Raw genomic sequence first — 15,880 nt, forward strand, 5'->3', positions numbered from 1 at the left:
CAGTGCTTTTACCACATCAGGTCATCGGGGATTTTAAAATCTGCGTACGGATCATCTTCGTCCTGTTCCTGTTCACTCACAGGGCTGTTCAGGACAATATAATCTGCATCACGCTGAGCAATTTTATCGGCTACAACGGCAGGGATAATCGCATATTCGCTGCGGTTATTATCAGTAATCAACCGTGCAATAGCCAAGCGACCATTGGATAACTGGGTGTGGGTATTTTTGTCCACTGACAAATTTTTAATCAGATTGTTGTCGGTGAAATTGAAGCTGACCGGGCCATCCGTCTGAGTAATCCGGTTCATCTCGATTAACTGACGGATTTGAGCTTTATACTCTTTTGACTGTGTTGCCTGCTTCTGCTGCTCACTGAATTGCTTATCACGTGCCTGCTGGGCTTTTTTATTTTCTTCAACGGCTTCTCTGGCTTCCCTGGCCTGTAGCCGCGATTTTTTTGCAGTCCGTTGTACTTTTTCCATTTTCTTGCTGCTAACCAGTCCGGCTTTCAGCATCTGTTCCTGTAAAGTGAGTTTTGTCATTCTGGTTCCTGAACCGGTTAATTGGTTTGCCGGAGTATATCGTTAATTTACCGGAAAGTGAGTATTTTGCTGAATTGATGGCAGGGGCTTACAGAGATGACATAACACGGAGGCGAAAAAAATCCCGCCGTAGCGGGAAATGGATTATAGGCAAACTGCAATATTTGTTCTTAACGACAGTTACGGTTAAACAGTGGTTAACCGATATTGCATTGGTACGACCAGGTTTCCGGCCAACAGTTCCTTAAGAACTTAAGAAAATTACCGTCAGAGTTTCGTTAAGCTATTGATAAAACATCACAGTAACAACTGTGCTGCTATCAGCCTGACGAGCCCGTATGGCAGATTCTCTGCAGTGTAATAAAGGGTAAACCTGCTGTAACCCTGAAACCTGAGGGGTTATTATATCAGAATTATCCGCATGTTCGATGACTGACACGAATAGAAAAATGCGTGGTGACAAATTACTGTAACCTGACTATAGGATGATTCACAGGTAGCATAAAAAAAGGAAAATCTATGTTGGCAAAAATGTTTTTAAACGGGCGTCATTGTTACGTCGCTGTCACTGAGATGACAGAAATCGAAAACGGTCATCTGACCGGTGGTAGTAAAGAGTTTATGGTCAAGCTGGCCAATGGTATGCAGGAAAAAGTGATTGTTCGTGGCGACAGGCTGGCAGGCATTGATAATGGTTGTATTCGTCTGGGCTAAGTTTTTTCCTGTTAAGCAGTAAGCAGTAAGCAGTAAGCAGTAAGCAGTAAGCAGTAAGCAGTACACACCATAATGAGCTCTGTCAGATACGCTGACAGGCTCTGAGCAATGTCGAATTCTTTCAGGCGTTGAGTCACTACTCAGCGACAAGTCCGAAACACCGCAATCAGCGGGTAAAAATCTTGTTAGCCCTTTTATGCAGTGCCAGCTTATGTCTGGCATTGCCAGCACTCCTGCTTTATTACAGGCAAAAAAAAGCCCGCGGTCAGCGGGCAAAGATAACTGGAAGCAATGTGAGCAATGTCGTATCGAGTAGTTGATTAAAACAGTCAACTATTCGATAGAGCTAAAGATAGTGGTAATGATTCTCAATTGCAACCCCTTAATGTGTGCGGATTATCAAATATTTTAAAATATTTTTCTAAATAACCTCTGACTGACAGCCGGAGAGCCTCTTTGTACCCAAAATACGGTTATGCAGATAATTCACCTACGTGTAATAAGGGGTTTTCCGGGCACTCCGGGCGAGAGAAGAGGGCAGTCAGATATCCGGAGTGTTATCAGATGCAATAACTCTGGCAACCAGTTGCGGAACTTGTTGCTCAGAAAATACTTCAATACCGTGGCGACGCAATAATGCTGCTGCAACTCCGCTGCCGCTGATTTGTTTTCCTGAAAAATCACCCCGATAGATTGTCTGACTGCCGCAGGTTGGGCTGCCATCTGTCAGTAAGGCAAAACGACATCCCGATTGTTGTGCTACCTGAAGCGCCAGACGGGCGCCGTGAAGGTAGATTGCCGTCACATCATTCCCGCCACTTTCCAGAATAACAGCACTCTCTGCCAGCACATTATCGCCGTTGCCTCCACAGATTTCTGCCGGAAGGCGTGGCGTCGGAAGACCAGCGGCTTGCTCCGGGCAACAAACCACCAGTCGGTCTTCTCGTCTGAATTGTTCCAGTGCATCGAGGACCGCCGGCTTATCGCTGCCGTTATAACGGACCCTGAAGCCCATCAGACAGGCACTTACCAGTATTTTACTCTTCATTAGTATCGGGTAACAATTTGCGAAACGGAAAGGAATTATGCCGTGCTTTGCAGGGAAACGGCAGGCCATTTTTAATGATGACAGGGGAACAAAATAAAAACCCCGCGGGATAACCTGCGGGGTTTAGGTATAAAACAGATGCTGTATTAAGATGTTATCTTAAGCAGCGCAAGATAAATTACTTGCGGCCCAACAGATAACCAAACACGACACCAATAGCAGCAGCAATTGCCACGCCGGTGTAAGGTTTGTCAGAGACCTGCGTCTTAATGGTATCCGCTGCATCACGTACCGCATAGCTGGCGTGAGATGCGTACTTACGTGCGGCTCCTTTCAAAGAATGCTCAGGCGAATCGGTGATATCACCGTAAGCTTCCTGTGCTGCACCTGCCAGTTCTTCAGCTTTATCCTGAATTTTACCACTCATGCACAACTCTCCTTTGATTGACTGTTTTATCAGATGTTTTTAAGTATAGCAGAGGATTTTTAAGTGAGTGCGGAACCAGATTTTTCTGAATCATCCTCTGTAACGACAGGGCTGCAGGCTGATTTCAGCGCACAAGTTCACCTTCGACAAGACTGGCTCTGACTATAGTCACCGCGGGTATCTGTAAAGCCTGCATATAGCCCTGCACCAGTAATAAGTTACTTACATCGGTTGCGCGGTAATCACCTTTAAGCTGGCTGTCGGTTTTACTGACCTGCTGCTTAGCCAGAGCAGTAAGTTGTTGCAGATTATAGCTGCCCGGTTTCCCGGGGAGTTGATCACGTATTGAATAATCATGGACACCACCAATCCCCAGCACTTTTTTCCCGGAAATGGTCCGCTTCATTGCCGAATCCACATCATTACTGGCATAAAAACGAACAAATTTCAGGGCACTGTCGGCATAATTTCCGACAGGATTGGGCGAACTGTCAGCGGTTAATGGCTGATTCTTCAGCAGGCTGACGATATAGTTTTTTAAGGTGACTGAAGCCAGTTTCCCCTGATAAATATGCGGAATTTTCTTGCCCTGCTCATCCGACCAGGTTGTCATCTGCATCGATGCGCCACCGATATCCCAGACCACAATATCTTCATCCCGTAGATCTGGTTGATGTAAAGATGCTTTGGCTGAAGAGAAGCCGAGCAGCGCTTCCTGTTGCTGGCTGATAATTTTGATTCCCGCACCGGTCTGCTGATTAAGCCAGTCAATGACCTGCGGTCCGTTGGTTGCTGTCCGGAACACAGCTGTCGCGACACCAGAAACAGATGCCGGATGGAAGCGGCGAATATTTTTCAGTTCGGTTTGCAGGGCTGATAATCCTTGCTGAATCACAGTCTGCGGCAAACGATTATCGGGCGAATGCATCAGGGCATCGTTATAAGGTACGGCAATTTGTTGCTGATAGCGCATCTTCACAATCTGATGCTGGCAGGTATCGACATCGGCGACGGCAATTTTGCTGGAACCTGAACCTATATCAAGTGCAGCACGGGTTTGCAGACAGCCGGCATGTGCCGGAAAAGTGAACAGGCTCATCAGGGTGCTAATGAAAAACAGAGAACGGCAACGGTGTACTGGCATTTGATTATCCGGGAAGAGTCACAGACAGAAAATTTTACTACAAAATATGTCAGGCATTGCATGGGAGCACAATGCCATGTTGCCATATTTATTCAGTGCCAGGTGCAGGACAGGTCCAGGTAATCATCAGGTTTTGCGGTGCATTGATTAACCGGAAGCGGTTATTGCCTAACCGTTGAGCATAATATCCCTGAGTGGTCACGGAGGAGGGGATGTAACGTTGATTATCGCTGGATGAGAGCAGACCACTGTCAATCCGGACAGACTGTTTACTGATAGTAAAGTGGGTTACCTGATCAAAAATCCATGCATTGGTTTTACCCAGGCTTTTTCCGTACAGGCTGGCCACTTCACCGTCACACAGCCGTCCCTGCGGGCGCGACGCACAGCCATTCATCAGAACCAGAAGCGCAGCAATCAGCAGATAACGCATAACATCACCTTAATCCATTGCGGGTAATTTCGGCCATCACAAAGGCTAAGCATAGCATTGTTGCCGGATGGCTTGTGAGAGATTGTCGCTACCTGAAGTTATTTTTTTACCATCCCCGGTGTCGGTGGACTGGTAATCTCGCGTTGTAACCAGTAAAAAATCACGCCACAAATATATTGCTGGCTGGCTGAGTCCAGAGGCTGGTGGGCCGGGATATTATGCCATTTTTTCAGGCATCCCCGGCAGCAGGTGGCCGTAGCATGCTGCGCAATAAAAACCGGATGGCCGCGCATCGGTGTCTGTTTACCATCATTCACCGGTTCAGCATCTGACAGCCTCAGGCGGACAAAGTCAGCAGCGTGTTGCATTATCACTTCTGCACCCTTATCCATGCAGTATTGCCTCTCTTTATCACCCAGATGAAAGCGGCTGCGAAACGCTGAACCTGCCAGTCGGCGGAACAGTTGCTGATGAGTGTTCATCGGAAGGTATCCCTGCGAATTGTGTGTATAACCAGTCATCAATTTTATTATGTTGTAACGTGCAACGATAGTTTCTGTGAATTATCCTGGATAGTATCGGTTATCACCAGACGACATTATTTAAATCTCAGGATGAGGAATGAAAACACTCATTGCCATGATTGCTATCACAGCCGGTATTGTTTATTCACAGACTGCTGCAGCTTATGCGGCGCCAGACGACGGGGATGAATTTCAGATTACCTGTGCCGGGCGTCCAACCATGACGATTGACCGTGCAGAATACGGAATATCTACACTTATGTGGGGCGTAGATAATTTTCAGATTGCCGCGGGAGAGGACCGTACCCGGTTGCAGGATGGTCAGCCGGTGACCATTACCTTATTTCGCAATGGTGACCAGCTTATGGTAGATAAGGCTACGCAGAATACCTTTTTTGTCTATGCGGGGACTTCGGAACTGGTGCCATGCGAGCGAACTTACACGCGTCCGGATCCGTTGGTGACCCTGACTCCCTGGAGCAACGATATGGCATCAGCTCAGTCTGCCACTGGCTGAAGCCGTACCTGTTACTCTCCGGTTCCTGGGCGTAATACCGGATAACCGCTGAGTTTCAGTGAACGTTGCTGGCCAGTGCTTTCCAGCCGGGCGTTTGCACCAATTGGCAGAGTGACTGTTTCCTGCTCATGGCCGAATTGCAGACCATCAATAAACGGCACTCCGCTGATTTCCTGCATATATTGCCAGACAGAGTCCAGGTTAAAACCATTATCATAGTCAGATAATGAACCACCACTGAAGCTGCCGGTAATGACTGCCTGCTGGCGTTGCAAAATTCCCGCATGCCACAACTGCAACAACATTCTTTCAATTCTGAAAGGATGTTCATTAATGTCCTCGATCAGCAAAATTCCATTATCGACTTGTGGCATCCATTGGGTACCGATAAGCGATGCCAGCATTGCCAGATTTCCGCCCCACAGTACGCCTTCAGCACTGAAATCTTTTTGTGTATTTCCTGACCAGTGGATGGTATAACTTTTTTGCCCGAGAATTTTCCAAAAGTGCTGCACAGTAAATTCCGACGGCGGACTGGCACCAAAATTGCCTGCCAGCATCGGTGAACTGAATGTTACTAACCCGCATTGTGATAACAGCGCCAGCTGAATTGCAGTGAAATCGCTGTGGCCACACAGTGCCACGGGTTGACCGGCCAGACTCTCAGCCAGCGCAGGGTAATCTATTTTTGACAGTAGTCGGCTGGCGCCGTAGCCACCACGCACAGCCAGGACAATATCCGGTAATTCCGGGCAGTGTGCCAGCTGATTAATATCTGACAGTCGTTGTTCATCTGTTCCGGCGAAACGCTGAAAACGGCGACGAATAACAGATTCGTTTTCCAGCCGGTGACCGGCATCCAGTAAAAACTGTACACCGCGCTCAGCGGCCGGTTGGTTAATGCAGTATCCCGAAGGAGCGATCAGTCGAATCGTATGGCTGGCAGACATAACATTAACTCTGCAGGAGATAGCAAAACAGTAGACTAATCATGGCGAAAACAGCGGCGGAAGTCACGCCTTTCAGTGAACAGCGAATTCAGACAAACGGTAATTTTACCGGCAGGAGAGTTCTGTATCATAGGCGACGCAAAATTATCAGGATAAAGATAACGTGAAAATAAAATTCCTTGTGCTTTCTGCCTTGTTTTTGGCAGGGTGTGCCAGTGAGCCGCCGAAGCAGGTTGTTCAGCAAAAGTATACGCCTTTAATTGAAGCTCCACCTTCCAAAGTACTGACCAATAATAATGATGATTGGTCACTTTTCACCGAAGACGCTGCCAGTCATTATGGTGTTGATCAACGTTTAATCAGCGCCATTATTAGTGTCGAGTCCGGTGGAAATCCAAATGCAATCAGCCATTCTGATGCCATAGGTTTAATGCAGATTAAAGCGTCAACTGCAGGACGTGAAGTCTACCGGGTGCAGGGGAAGCGAGGACAACCGTCCCGCAGTCAGCTGCGTGATCCGGCGGTGAATATTGAAATCGGCACGGCTTATATCAAGATTCTGCAAGACACTATCCTTTCCGGAATTCATAATCCGGTGACATTGCGATACGCGACCATTGTTTCTTATTCTAATGGCGCAGGGGCATTGTTACGAACGTTCTCGTCGAACCGTGACAGAGCAATAGCCATGATTAATGATATGACCCCTCAGCAATTCTACCGTTTTATCGAACGCAAACATCCGGCAACTCAAGCACCGCGTTATCTCTGGAAAGTAACCACTGCCTACCAGGACAGCTAATTTCAGCCTCCGGCTGACATCTGTCAGCCGGTAGCATCTTTCTTCTGCCATCCTTTTTTTCCCGTCTGTAGAGTAGTTTCCAGATCAGTAAAATCCTGAATTAAAGGTTTTTCCCAGGCTTTTTACCTTAAAAAGCTGACAGTGTGTAAAAATGTACTACGCTAAATCACAGACAGTCTCAAGGTTGTCTCGCTGGTTTAACCACCAGACGTTGATCTGTTTTACGTTATCCGGATTTACTTAACGTCATCAAATGTAAGGAGCAGTTATGGGTATTATTTCATGGATCATTTTTGGACTGATCGCCGGTATTTTGGCTAAATGGATTATGCCAGGTAAAGATGGCGGCGGTTTCATCATGACAGTGATTTTAGGGATTATTGGTGCGGTAGTCGGTGGCTGGATCAGTACGCTGTTTGGTTTCGGCAAAGTCGATGGCTTTAATTTCGGCAGTTTTGTGGTTGCCGTCATCGGTGCTCTGGTAGTGCTGTGGATTTACAAGAAAGTAAGAGACTAACCACTGACCAGAGAAGATACCGTAACGAGGCATAAAAGCCACGGCTGAGTTTGCCGGGATTATGGTCACTCAGGTATCAGGGGCCTGTGCAAAAGCACAGGCCCCTTTGTTTTATCCGCTTTCCTACGCCGGACACCACCGCTCATTACCCTTCTGGCGGGATAATCGCCGGTTATTGCTGAAAATTAACACAATAACTGATAGCCTTAGTGCCGGTCAGGGTATTGCTGTCGCTGACAGAGGTCCGGACATTATGAAATCTCCCTGTCATTGTTATGTCTTAGTCTGCGGGTAACGGTGACCGCCACCCGGAACAGATCTGCTGTGTTGCATGCCATTTCAGAACTCTGTGGTCAGGGTGGGGGGAGTGAACAATAGCAATGACAAGGAAATATCTCCGGACAACCGGACTATGGAGTTTTACCTATTTTCCGGGCCATGCCCGGTGCTGATAAAGGAGTGAGCCATGTACCCTGTTGATCTTCACATGCATACTGTTGCCAGTACCCACGCTTACAGTACCCTTCATGATTATATCCACGAGGCGAAATTGCGCGGTATCCGCCTGTTTGGTATTACTGATCATGGGCCGGATATGGCAGATGCGCCTCACTACTGGCACTTTATGAACATGCGAATTTGGCCGAGGATGGTTGACGGGGTAGGGATTCTGCGCGGGATTGAGGCGAACATTAAAAATCGCCAGGGCGAGATTGACTGCACAGGCCCGATGCTGGATGCGCTGGATCTGATTCTGGCCGGTTTTCATGAGCCAGTGATGGCACCGTCTGATAAAACAACGCATACCGATGCCATGATAGCGACTATCTCTGCCGGGGATGTGCATATTATCAGCCATCCGGGCAACCCGAAATATCCCATCGATATTGCTGAAGTAGCAAAAGCGGCAGCAGCCAGTAATGTGGCTCTGGAAATCAATAACTCTTCTTTTATTCACTCACGGCCAGGCAGTGAACCTCAGTGTCTGGCGATTGCTGAAGCGGTTGGCAACGCTGGCGGAATGGTGGCGCTGGGTTCTGATTCACACACTTCTTTTACTCTGGGCAACTTTGATCAGAGTTTACGGATTCTGAAACAGGTGAATTTCCCTGAGCAACAGATTCTCAATACCTCGCCGCGTAAACTACTGGATTTCCTGGAAATGCGTGGCGGAAAACGTATCGACGAGCTGGCAGATTTGCGCTGACCGCGTAAGCTGATTCCACTGAGAACAGTGAATCCGGCAAAGCCGCCGGAGCCTGTTTTTGATTGTCCGGTTGACAATCACCAGTGAGCGACTTTAAATACCGCGCCATAACCTCTGCCATCCGCCGCTGCCATGCTGTCTCTCCTGATAGCGCCGGATGTAAATTTCATCTCCCACAGGAAGCTCGTCTGATGAATGAATTTTCGCTGATTTGCCGTATTCTCGGCTCTTTATATAACCGGGCGCCGGCTGATCCGGTGATGCAGCCTCTGTTGAGTCTGATAAGCGAAGGAAAACTGCAACAGCAATGGCCACTGGAGCAGGACGAACAGCTGGCTGTTTTACAGAAAAGTTGTGATTTACCGGCGCTGGAAGAGGACTATCGTGCACTGTTTACCGGCGAACATCCGGCGGCGTCACTGATTGGATCTGAATGGGAAGACGGCCCGGATGAACATGAGGTCAGAACCTTCCTGCAACAGCGCGGTATGCCACTTAGCGAAACTCCTGCAAATCAGTTTGGTGTATTGCTGCTGGCAACATCCTGGCTTGAAGATCAGTCACAACAGGATGAATTCCTGGCTCAGGTCACGTTATTTGAAGAATATCTGCTTCCGTGGTGTGGCACGTTTCTGGGGAAGGTGGAAGCCAATGCACGTACCCCATTCTACCGCAGCCTGGCAGGACTGACTCGTGGAGCAATTCAGGCGATGTATGAAGAGTTGTCTGAACAAGCCAGTGGGCAGCAGGACGAACAGGAAAATACTGAACAGCCGTAACTGCGGGAACCGGCTCAGGATAGTGAGGCACCGTCCTGAGCCAGATCAGATGGCTATCGTTGTGTCCAGTGATGGGTGCAGCGATAAACCCAGGCCGGTGGGACGTTTTTAAGTACCCGCTGGCGTTCCCAGGTAAAGTACCGTGAAAGTTCTGACTGAGTAAGTGAAGTGTATTGAAACTGCACAAACACACCACCGGGTGCCAGCGTTTTATGGACGGCGGAAAGAACGGCATGACGCACCGGTGGGTCCAGCGACAGAAGTGGCAGGCCGGAAAAAATCACATCATACTGACCGTATAACCGTTCGGCTGATTTCGCATGAACACTGACCCGCGGGTCATTAATCATGCGTAATGTTCTGACCAGCGGCGGGCTTATTTCGAACACATCAATTTCTGCATCCGCAGACATATGCTTAAGCAAAACTTTGGTGAGCACGCCATCTCCGGCCCCCAGTTCAGCCACACGACGTACATCCTGCCAGTTGGCAGCAGAAGCCATGGTTTCACACAATGCGATTGAAGACGGGGTAATGCTGCCCACTTTTCGTGGGTTACGAATAAACTGCTGAACAAAACCTGCCTTTGAACGAACCAGACTAATGGCAGATGCTAGCATGCAGACCTCCATGACCAAGTTAACCACTATTACTATGTACCCGATTCGTCGATAAAGTGCCTGCCTTCATCCGGAAACAGAACATTATCAGAATAGTCTGCATCTTCTCAGACTGCGATGTTAGTTGTTATCTGTACTGCTATTTATTTTAAAACTGAATAATTGCGTCTTACGCGAGGTAGTTGCGCCTGGATCTCCGGATAAAAGGAGACAGTTTTTATTCCTTTTTATGCATAAGTTTTGCTTATTTCTTGGTTGGGCTTGCCAGTCACTCCCCGCATAATCCCAGGCTAACTGCATCAGTATCAGTCGGTTATACGACATGTTACTGGTGTTATTTTTTCGGTTCCTGAAACGAAATACACGGAACGATGGCCGATAAGTACGGACAGAATAGGGGTTAATTGATGAAGAAAACATTGACGGCATTATTAATACTTAGCGGGACATGGGGTGTCGCACAGGCTGCTGATAATTATCCGTCAGAAGTCAGGGTTGCCTACAGCGGCGGCTCTCAGGTTATTCTGCTGGCGAAAGCCGATGGTTCACTGGATAAAGCTCTCCACAGTAAAGTGAAATGGGTCCAGTTTGCCTCAGGAGCCGATGCCTTAAACTACTTTGCCAGCCATTCGATTGATATTGCGAATTTTGGTTCCAGTCCGGCGACTGCCGGAATCGTACAGAAACTGCCGGTTGAGATTGTCGGGGTTTCAGGTGTGATTGCCAGTTATGAACGCCTGATTGGCAAAGCCGATGTGAAAAGCCTGAATGATCTGATTGGTAAGCGTGTGGCTTATCCGCCCAATTCGACATCACAGTATGCGCTGGAGGCTGCGATTAAAGTCAGTCATCTCGATCGCAGTAAAATCACCCTGATTCCTCTCAGGCCTGCAGAGATGGTCGCGGCATGGAAACGTGGTGATATTGATGCTGGTTATGTATGGGCACCTTTTGCCCAGGAACTGGAAGCTTCCGGCGGTCATCAGGTCTATGAGACCAAAGACCTTCAGAAAGCAGGGTATCTGATCTATAACAACTACGTGGTGAGCAAAGCCTTCGCAGAAAAATACCCACAGGAAGTGGTCGCCTTTTTAAAGATTCACCAGCAGAAAGTTGATGAATTCCGGGCGGACCCGGACAAAGCCGCTGCGATTGTTGCTCAGGTAGTTGGTGCACCACTTACTACGGCCAAAAATACCCTGGGCGGGCTGGAATATCCTTCGCTAAAACAGCAGGGCACTGCTGCATGGCTGGGTAACGGCACTGATACTTCAGACAGCGGAATAGGTAAAGCTCTGACTAAAACGGCGAATTTCCTGTCAACAACCGGGGATATCCGTCAACGGGATATTCCGAAGAACTGGGACAGTGCAATTAACTCGTCATTTATTCGTCAGGCAGCGGAAGCGAACAGTCAATGAAACCTGGCAGTTACCGGCTGATCAGCCTGGCCACCGTGATTGTCTTTTTTGCGGTTTGGCAACTGGCAGCTGTCAGAGGATGGGTAGATCCGCTGCTGCTGCCGTCACTGAAAGATATTGCTATTACTGCGGGGGAACTGGCCACAGAAGGATACCGGCAGGTGTCGCTGTGGCAGAGCATTACCGTGAGTCTTGCCAGAGCGTTGAGTGCCTTTGCCGCATCGGTGGTTATTGGCATTCCGCTTGGGCTGATGATGGGTATCTCTCCGTTGTTATCGGCCATTCTTAATCCGTTTGTTCAGTTTCTAAGGCCTTTGCCCAAGATAGCGCTGATACCGTTGGCGGTGGTCTGGCTGGGGATTGGGGAAGCTTCTAAATTCTTTCTGATTTTTATAGCTACGGTCCTCAGTATTATCGTGGGCGCCGTTTCGGCGGTAGAAAAAATCAGCCCGGCACATATCAGGGTCGCCAGGACGCTTGGGGCCTCGCGCCGGCAAATTTTTATGCGGGTGATACTGCCTGAAACGTTGCCGGATTTGTTTACAACGGTACGTTTATCAATAGGAATTGGCTGGACATCACTAATTGCGGCGGAGATGGTTGCTGCAGATTCCGGTCTTGGCTGGATGGTGATTAATGCCAGTTCTTACCTTCGCACCGATATTGTCATGATAGGCATATTATTGCTGGGGGGCGTGGGATATGGACTGGATCTGCTGTTACAGAAACTGCAACAGTTTATGGTGCCGTGGGCTGGAAAAGAGTAATGACTAAACAAATTGAAATTAACAGCGTGTCACTGCAGTACAGTACTCAGGCCCGGTCGCTGACAGTATTGAAAGATGTGAGCCTGTCGGTGGAAAAGGGGGAGCTGGTGGTGCTGCTTGGACCCTCTGGCTGTGGGAAGTCCACCATTCTTAATTTGCTGGCGGGCTTTATCCAGCCTGATCAGGGAGAAATTCTCTACCGGGGAGAACCAGTACGAAAACCTGGTCCTGAGCGGGGCATGATTTTTCAGCAACCCAACCTGTTCCCCTGGCTGACGGTACTGGACAATGTGACTTTCGGGTTACGGTTAACCCGCTACAACAGCCAGCAGGTTAAACAGAAAGCCGAAGAATGGCTCGACAAGGTCGGTCTCAACGGTTTTGCACAGCACTATCCCTGGCAGCTTTCCGGTGGCATGAAGCAGCGCGTTGCCCTGGCCAGGGCATGGGTAGCACAACCTGAGGTTTTGTTACTGGACGAACCCTTTGGGGCTCTGGATGCTCAGACGCGGCTGATGATGCAGGAACTGTTGCGTGATGCCTGGCTTGATACGGAAACCACCTTGCTGTTTGTCACGCATGATGTCGATGAAGCGATTTTTCTGGCAGACAGAGTGTTGATTATGTCAGCACGGCCTGGCGAAATTGTCAGTGATATCCGGCTTCCTTTTGGTCGTCAGCGGGATATAGAGACGCTGGCAGAAACTGAGGAATACCGGCGTATTCGTCACCAGATATTGCATCAGGTCCGGACTGAGGTCAGAAAGCACCTGAATCCGTTGAATAAATAAATGCCGGTTCAGCACAGGCTGGACCGGCGACGGGGAGCTTATTTAAAAAACATCACCGAGACACACAGAATACCGACGATCATAACCAGCAGATTAGCCACCGACCGGTAAGGGCGTAAAGCCGGCACCAGCCAGCAGGAGAGTGTCGGCATTATAAACAGGATCAGCGCAATCAATGGTCCGCTGATCGCGTAAATCATCGACAACGCATTCGGGTTCATGCAGCAAACAATAAATGTGATTGCAGAGACAATAGCGACTGACAGACCGCGGCTTAGTTTTGCTCCCGGGGTAAATCCGGCTTGCTGAGCCGCAGAAGTGACCAGTTGGCTGGCGCCTTCAATAACACCAAAATAGGTGCCAAGGAAAGATTTTGACATCGCAACCACCGCCACCACAATCCCCGCAACGCTCAGCCAACCCGCAGAAGAGGGCATCATTGCCAGTGCAGAAAGAATGGTCAGACCCTGTTGTTTAGCGACCAGCACATTTGCTGCCGGAATCGACATAAAACAGCTGAATACAAAAAACATCACGCTGAAAGCAATAATCAGGTAGGCGACTTTCATGATCTTTTTGCATTTAGCCATAGCCTGACCGGCATATTTCTCGCGTTGCGCCACGGCAAACGTTGAAATGATCGGTGTATGGCTAAACGCAAATACCATCACGGGGATAGAGAACCAGATATCATGCAGCGTGGTCGGGGTATATGTCAGACCGGAGCTAAGGAGTGAAGGTTGCCAGTGGCTACTGAGATAAACTGACAGGAACAGAAACCAGGCAATTAACGGAAAGACCAAAAGACCCATGACCCTGATAGTCACTTTGCGACCGGTCAGGAATATCAGGTTCAGTGCTGCCACAACTCCCAGACTTAATAACATCCGGGTACCTTGCCCGACCTGCATATGCCTTGCCAGTTGCTCAGCCAGCGAGTTGGTAATAGCTACGGCATAAATCAGGATAACCACAAAAAATGCAATGAAATAGAGTCCTGAGATTAAATTACCCACTTTCTGACCAAAAAACTGCCGGACTGCTGCGGTAATACCATCCTGATGGGGATCGGATTTGGAGGCCAGAATAAACTGACACAATGCTTTATGCGGCCAGTAGGTTAAAGGCCAGGCCAGTATTGCCGTCAGAAATAATACTATTGCTCCTGCTGAGCCTAGCTGAATAGGCAAAAATAACGTACCGGCGCCAACGGCAGTTCCATATAGTGCAAAACTCCACAAAGTCTCTTCTTTCGACCAACATTTAATCATTGTGCGGTAATTTCCACCAGGTAAGTAAAAAAAAGTGGCTTAATCTATCATAATAAAAACTGATATGTTAGCCCGAGAGGCCTGCTAACAATGTAAGAAAAATGGCTGTTCCTCCTGTTATTCGGTCTCTGTTGGTTATTTTATGAACTTATCCGGACGCTGGCCTTTTGTTGGCAGTGATTGATTAATGGTGGCAAATAAAAAATCCAGTCGTGGCACGCCATTATTTTAATTTCCGCTATAATTGCCAGCCGGGCACCTGCCTTAAATTGATACTGAGTAAACGGCCTGTCTGTGGCAGCAAAGTGCAGCTGGCATAATTTGAAGAGGAAATGACATGAAAATCTGGGCTCTGGGTGACGCCGTAGTCGATCTGCTTCCTGTCGGAGATATGCGTTATCAGGCCTGTGCTGGTGGTGCGCCTTTTAATGTGGCCGTCGGTGCTGCGCGTCTGGCCTGCGACACCGCTTTTATCGGCCGTGTCGGGGACGATCAGTTTGGTCGTTTTCTGCAAAAAACACTGGAAGAACAGGGCGTGGATGCCGGACATATTGTCCGTGATGCCAGCCATCGCACCAGTACAGTAATGGTTGAGTTAGCTGAAAACGGTGAACGCAGTTTTTCGTTCCTGGTGAATCCCTCGGCTGATCAGTTTCTGACTACTGATGACCTGCCGGTTTTTGGCCGCGATATTCTGCACTTCTGCTCGCTGGCGCTGGCGGCTCCATCCTGCCGTGAAACTACCCAACTGGCGGTCGCACGGATAAAAGCCAAAGGCGGATGGGTCAGTTTTGATCTCAATCTGCGAGAGCAGATGTGGGCAGACAAGCAACAGATGCGTACAATCATTGAACAACAATGTATGAATGCCGATATCTTAAAATTGTCGGATGAAGAGTTGTTATGGCTGGCGGATGATGACAGTAAACCGTGGCAACAGGCACTGAAAGCGTTGCAGCGTTTTCCCGCACCACTGAAAATTATTACCCGTGGCAAACAGGGCGGTGTCGTGATTTATCAGGATAAAACGGTCACTTTCCCGGGCTACATTGTGGAGAGTATTGATACTACCGGTGCCGGGGATGCCTTTATGGCAGGATTGCTTGCCTGGCTGGCGCGACATGGTATGCCTGAATTCTCAAAGCTCAGTCCAATGATTTCCCAGGCCAGCGCCTGTGGAGCACTGGCGACAACCCGCAAAGGGGCAATCCCGGCATTGCCGACTCCGGTACAACTGAACCATTTTTTAAATGACGCTGGTCTGCTCTCCGCTGCCAGTGCCTGACCGGACAGAACACTAATCACCCGTCTCAGGGGATTATACCGGTAAGAATCGGCAGAGTAGTGTATTACACTACAATCTGCCGAAGTCTTGTTCTGTGTCAAACATGCTGAGAACAGTT

The 15,880-nt window shown here is 48.7% G+C and carries 19 protein-coding genes; 10 read left to right on the plus strand and 9 right to left on the minus strand.

The window, feature by feature from the left end; all coding sequences use genetic code 11:
- Nucleotides 1-8 precede the first annotated feature (8 nt).
- Complete coding sequence (locus A7K98_RS07915) at nucleotides 9-545, minus strand: DUF2058 domain-containing protein (protein ID WP_087488057.1); 537 nt, start codon at nucleotides 543-545, stop codon at nucleotides 9-11.
- 519 nt (nucleotides 546-1,064) lie between these two features.
- Here A7K98_RS07915 and A7K98_RS07920 point away from each other — a divergent pair.
- Complete coding sequence (locus A7K98_RS07920) at nucleotides 1,065-1,259, plus strand: hypothetical protein (protein WP_087488058.1); 195 nt, start codon at nucleotides 1,065-1,067, stop codon at nucleotides 1,257-1,259.
- Between the two features lie 541 nt (nucleotides 1,260-1,800).
- On the opposite strand, the gene A7K98_RS07925 is transcribed toward A7K98_RS07920, so the two are convergent.
- From A7K98_RS07925 to A7K98_RS07945, 5 genes are all read right to left on the minus strand, one after another.
- A complete protein-coding gene (locus tag A7K98_RS07925) occupies nucleotides 1,801-2,307 on the minus strand; it encodes a DUF523 domain-containing protein (protein ID WP_087488059.1) in 507 nt (168 codons plus the stop codon).
- Nucleotides 2,308-2,485: 178 nt separating this feature from the next.
- Nucleotides 2,486-2,734: a DUF883 family protein gene (locus A7K98_RS07930; protein WP_038020224.1), complete on the minus strand. Its 249-nt coding sequence runs from the start codon at nucleotides 2,732-2,734 to the stop codon at nucleotides 2,486-2,488.
- Between the two features lie 124 nt (nucleotides 2,735-2,858).
- Complete coding sequence (locus tag A7K98_RS07935; RefSeq protein ID WP_087488060.1) at nucleotides 2,859-3,878, minus strand: Ppx/GppA phosphatase family protein; 1,020 nt, start codon at nucleotides 3,876-3,878, stop codon at nucleotides 2,859-2,861.
- Nucleotides 3,879-3,966: 88 nt separating this feature from the next.
- Entirely contained in the window at nucleotides 3,967-4,311 is a 345-nt protein-coding gene (locus A7K98_RS07940; RefSeq protein WP_087488061.1) for a hypothetical protein, read from the minus strand.
- A 98-nt stretch (nucleotides 4,312-4,409) separates the two neighbouring features.
- On the minus strand, nucleotides 4,410-4,793 hold the full coding sequence (locus tag A7K98_RS07945; RefSeq protein WP_087488062.1) for a DUF4186 domain-containing protein: 384 nt from the start codon (nucleotides 4,791-4,793) through the stop codon (nucleotides 4,410-4,412).
- 139 nt (nucleotides 4,794-4,932) lie between these two features.
- Here A7K98_RS07945 and A7K98_RS07950 point away from each other — a divergent pair, with 139 nt between their 5' ends.
- The gene (locus A7K98_RS07950) at nucleotides 4,933-5,352 is read left to right on the plus strand and encodes a hypothetical protein (RefSeq protein WP_232461606.1); all 420 of its coding nucleotides are present in this window, start codon (nucleotides 4,933-4,935) and stop codon (nucleotides 5,350-5,352) included.
- 11 nt (nucleotides 5,353-5,363) lie between these two features.
- Here A7K98_RS07950 and ldcA read toward each other — a convergent pair whose 3' ends face one another.
- The gene (gene ldcA / locus A7K98_RS07955; RefSeq protein WP_087488063.1) at nucleotides 5,364-6,302 is read right to left on the minus strand and encodes a muramoyltetrapeptide carboxypeptidase; all 939 of its coding nucleotides are present in this window, start codon (nucleotides 6,300-6,302) and stop codon (nucleotides 5,364-5,366) included.
- A 163-nt stretch (nucleotides 6,303-6,465) separates the two neighbouring features.
- On the opposite strand from ldcA, the gene A7K98_RS07960 reads away from it, so the two are divergent.
- The 4 genes from A7K98_RS07960 (at nucleotide 6,466) to A7K98_RS07980 (ending at nucleotide 9,607) form a co-directional block, all read left to right on the plus strand.
- On the plus strand, nucleotides 6,466-7,104 hold the full coding sequence (locus A7K98_RS07960) for a transglycosylase SLT domain-containing protein (RefSeq protein ID WP_087488064.1): 639 nt from the start codon (nucleotides 6,466-6,468) through the stop codon (nucleotides 7,102-7,104).
- 268 nt (nucleotides 7,105-7,372) lie between these two features.
- Nucleotides 7,373-7,621, plus strand: coding sequence for a GlsB/YeaQ/YmgE family stress response membrane protein (locus A7K98_RS07965; RefSeq protein ID WP_038020237.1), 249 nt, complete (start codon nucleotides 7,373-7,375; stop codon nucleotides 7,619-7,621).
- 466 nt (nucleotides 7,622-8,087) lie between these two features.
- Entirely contained in the window at nucleotides 8,088-8,828 is a 741-nt protein-coding gene (locus A7K98_RS07975; protein WP_087488066.1) for a phosphatase, read from the plus strand.
- 191 nt (nucleotides 8,829-9,019) lie between these two features.
- The gene (locus A7K98_RS07980; protein WP_087488067.1) at nucleotides 9,020-9,607 is read left to right on the plus strand and encodes a TorD/DmsD family molecular chaperone; all 588 of its coding nucleotides are present in this window, start codon (nucleotides 9,020-9,022) and stop codon (nucleotides 9,605-9,607) included.
- Nucleotides 9,608-9,660: 53 nt separating this feature from the next.
- On the opposite strand, the gene A7K98_RS07985 is transcribed toward A7K98_RS07980, so the two are convergent.
- Complete coding sequence (locus A7K98_RS07985) at nucleotides 9,661-10,227, minus strand: class I SAM-dependent methyltransferase (protein WP_087488068.1); 567 nt, start codon at nucleotides 10,225-10,227, stop codon at nucleotides 9,661-9,663.
- A 407-nt stretch (nucleotides 10,228-10,634) separates the two neighbouring features.
- Between A7K98_RS07985 and A7K98_RS07990 the strand changes: the two genes are divergently transcribed.
- Genes A7K98_RS07990 through A7K98_RS08000 form a run of 3 tightly spaced genes read left to right on the plus strand, consistent with a single transcriptional unit; the run spans nucleotide 10,635 to nucleotide 13,206 of the window.
- Entirely contained in the window at nucleotides 10,635-11,648 is a 1,014-nt protein-coding gene (locus A7K98_RS07990; RefSeq protein ID WP_087488069.1) for a taurine ABC transporter substrate-binding protein, read from the plus strand.
- Nucleotides 11,645-12,415, plus strand: a complete 771-nt coding sequence (locus A7K98_RS07995) for an ABC transporter permease (protein WP_087488070.1) — start codon at nucleotides 11,645-11,647, stop codon at nucleotides 12,413-12,415. Before A7K98_RS07990 ends, A7K98_RS07995 begins: the two co-directional genes overlap by 4 nt.
- On the plus strand, nucleotides 12,415-13,206 hold the full coding sequence (locus A7K98_RS08000; RefSeq protein ID WP_087488071.1) for an ABC transporter ATP-binding protein: 792 nt from the start codon (nucleotides 12,415-12,417) through the stop codon (nucleotides 13,204-13,206). The genes A7K98_RS07995 and A7K98_RS08000 overlap by 1 nt, the downstream gene beginning before the upstream one ends.
- A 38-nt stretch (nucleotides 13,207-13,244) precedes the next feature.
- On the opposite strand, the gene A7K98_RS08005 is transcribed toward A7K98_RS08000, so the two are convergent.
- Complete coding sequence (locus tag A7K98_RS08005; protein WP_087488072.1) at nucleotides 13,245-14,477, minus strand: SLC5/6 family protein; 1,233 nt, start codon at nucleotides 14,475-14,477, stop codon at nucleotides 13,245-13,247.
- A gap of 337 nt (nucleotides 14,478-14,814) precedes the next feature.
- Here A7K98_RS08005 and A7K98_RS08010 point away from each other — a divergent pair, with 337 nt between their 5' ends.
- Nucleotides 14,815-15,762, plus strand: a complete 948-nt coding sequence (locus A7K98_RS08010) for an aminoimidazole riboside kinase (protein WP_087488073.1) — start codon at nucleotides 14,815-14,817, stop codon at nucleotides 15,760-15,762.
- Nucleotides 15,763-15,880 lie beyond the last annotated feature (118 nt).

Origin of the sequence: Tatumella citrea, assembly GCF_002163585.1 — a bacterium.
Classification (GTDB): domain Bacteria; phylum Pseudomonadota; class Gammaproteobacteria; order Enterobacterales; family Enterobacteriaceae; genus Tatumella; species Tatumella citrea.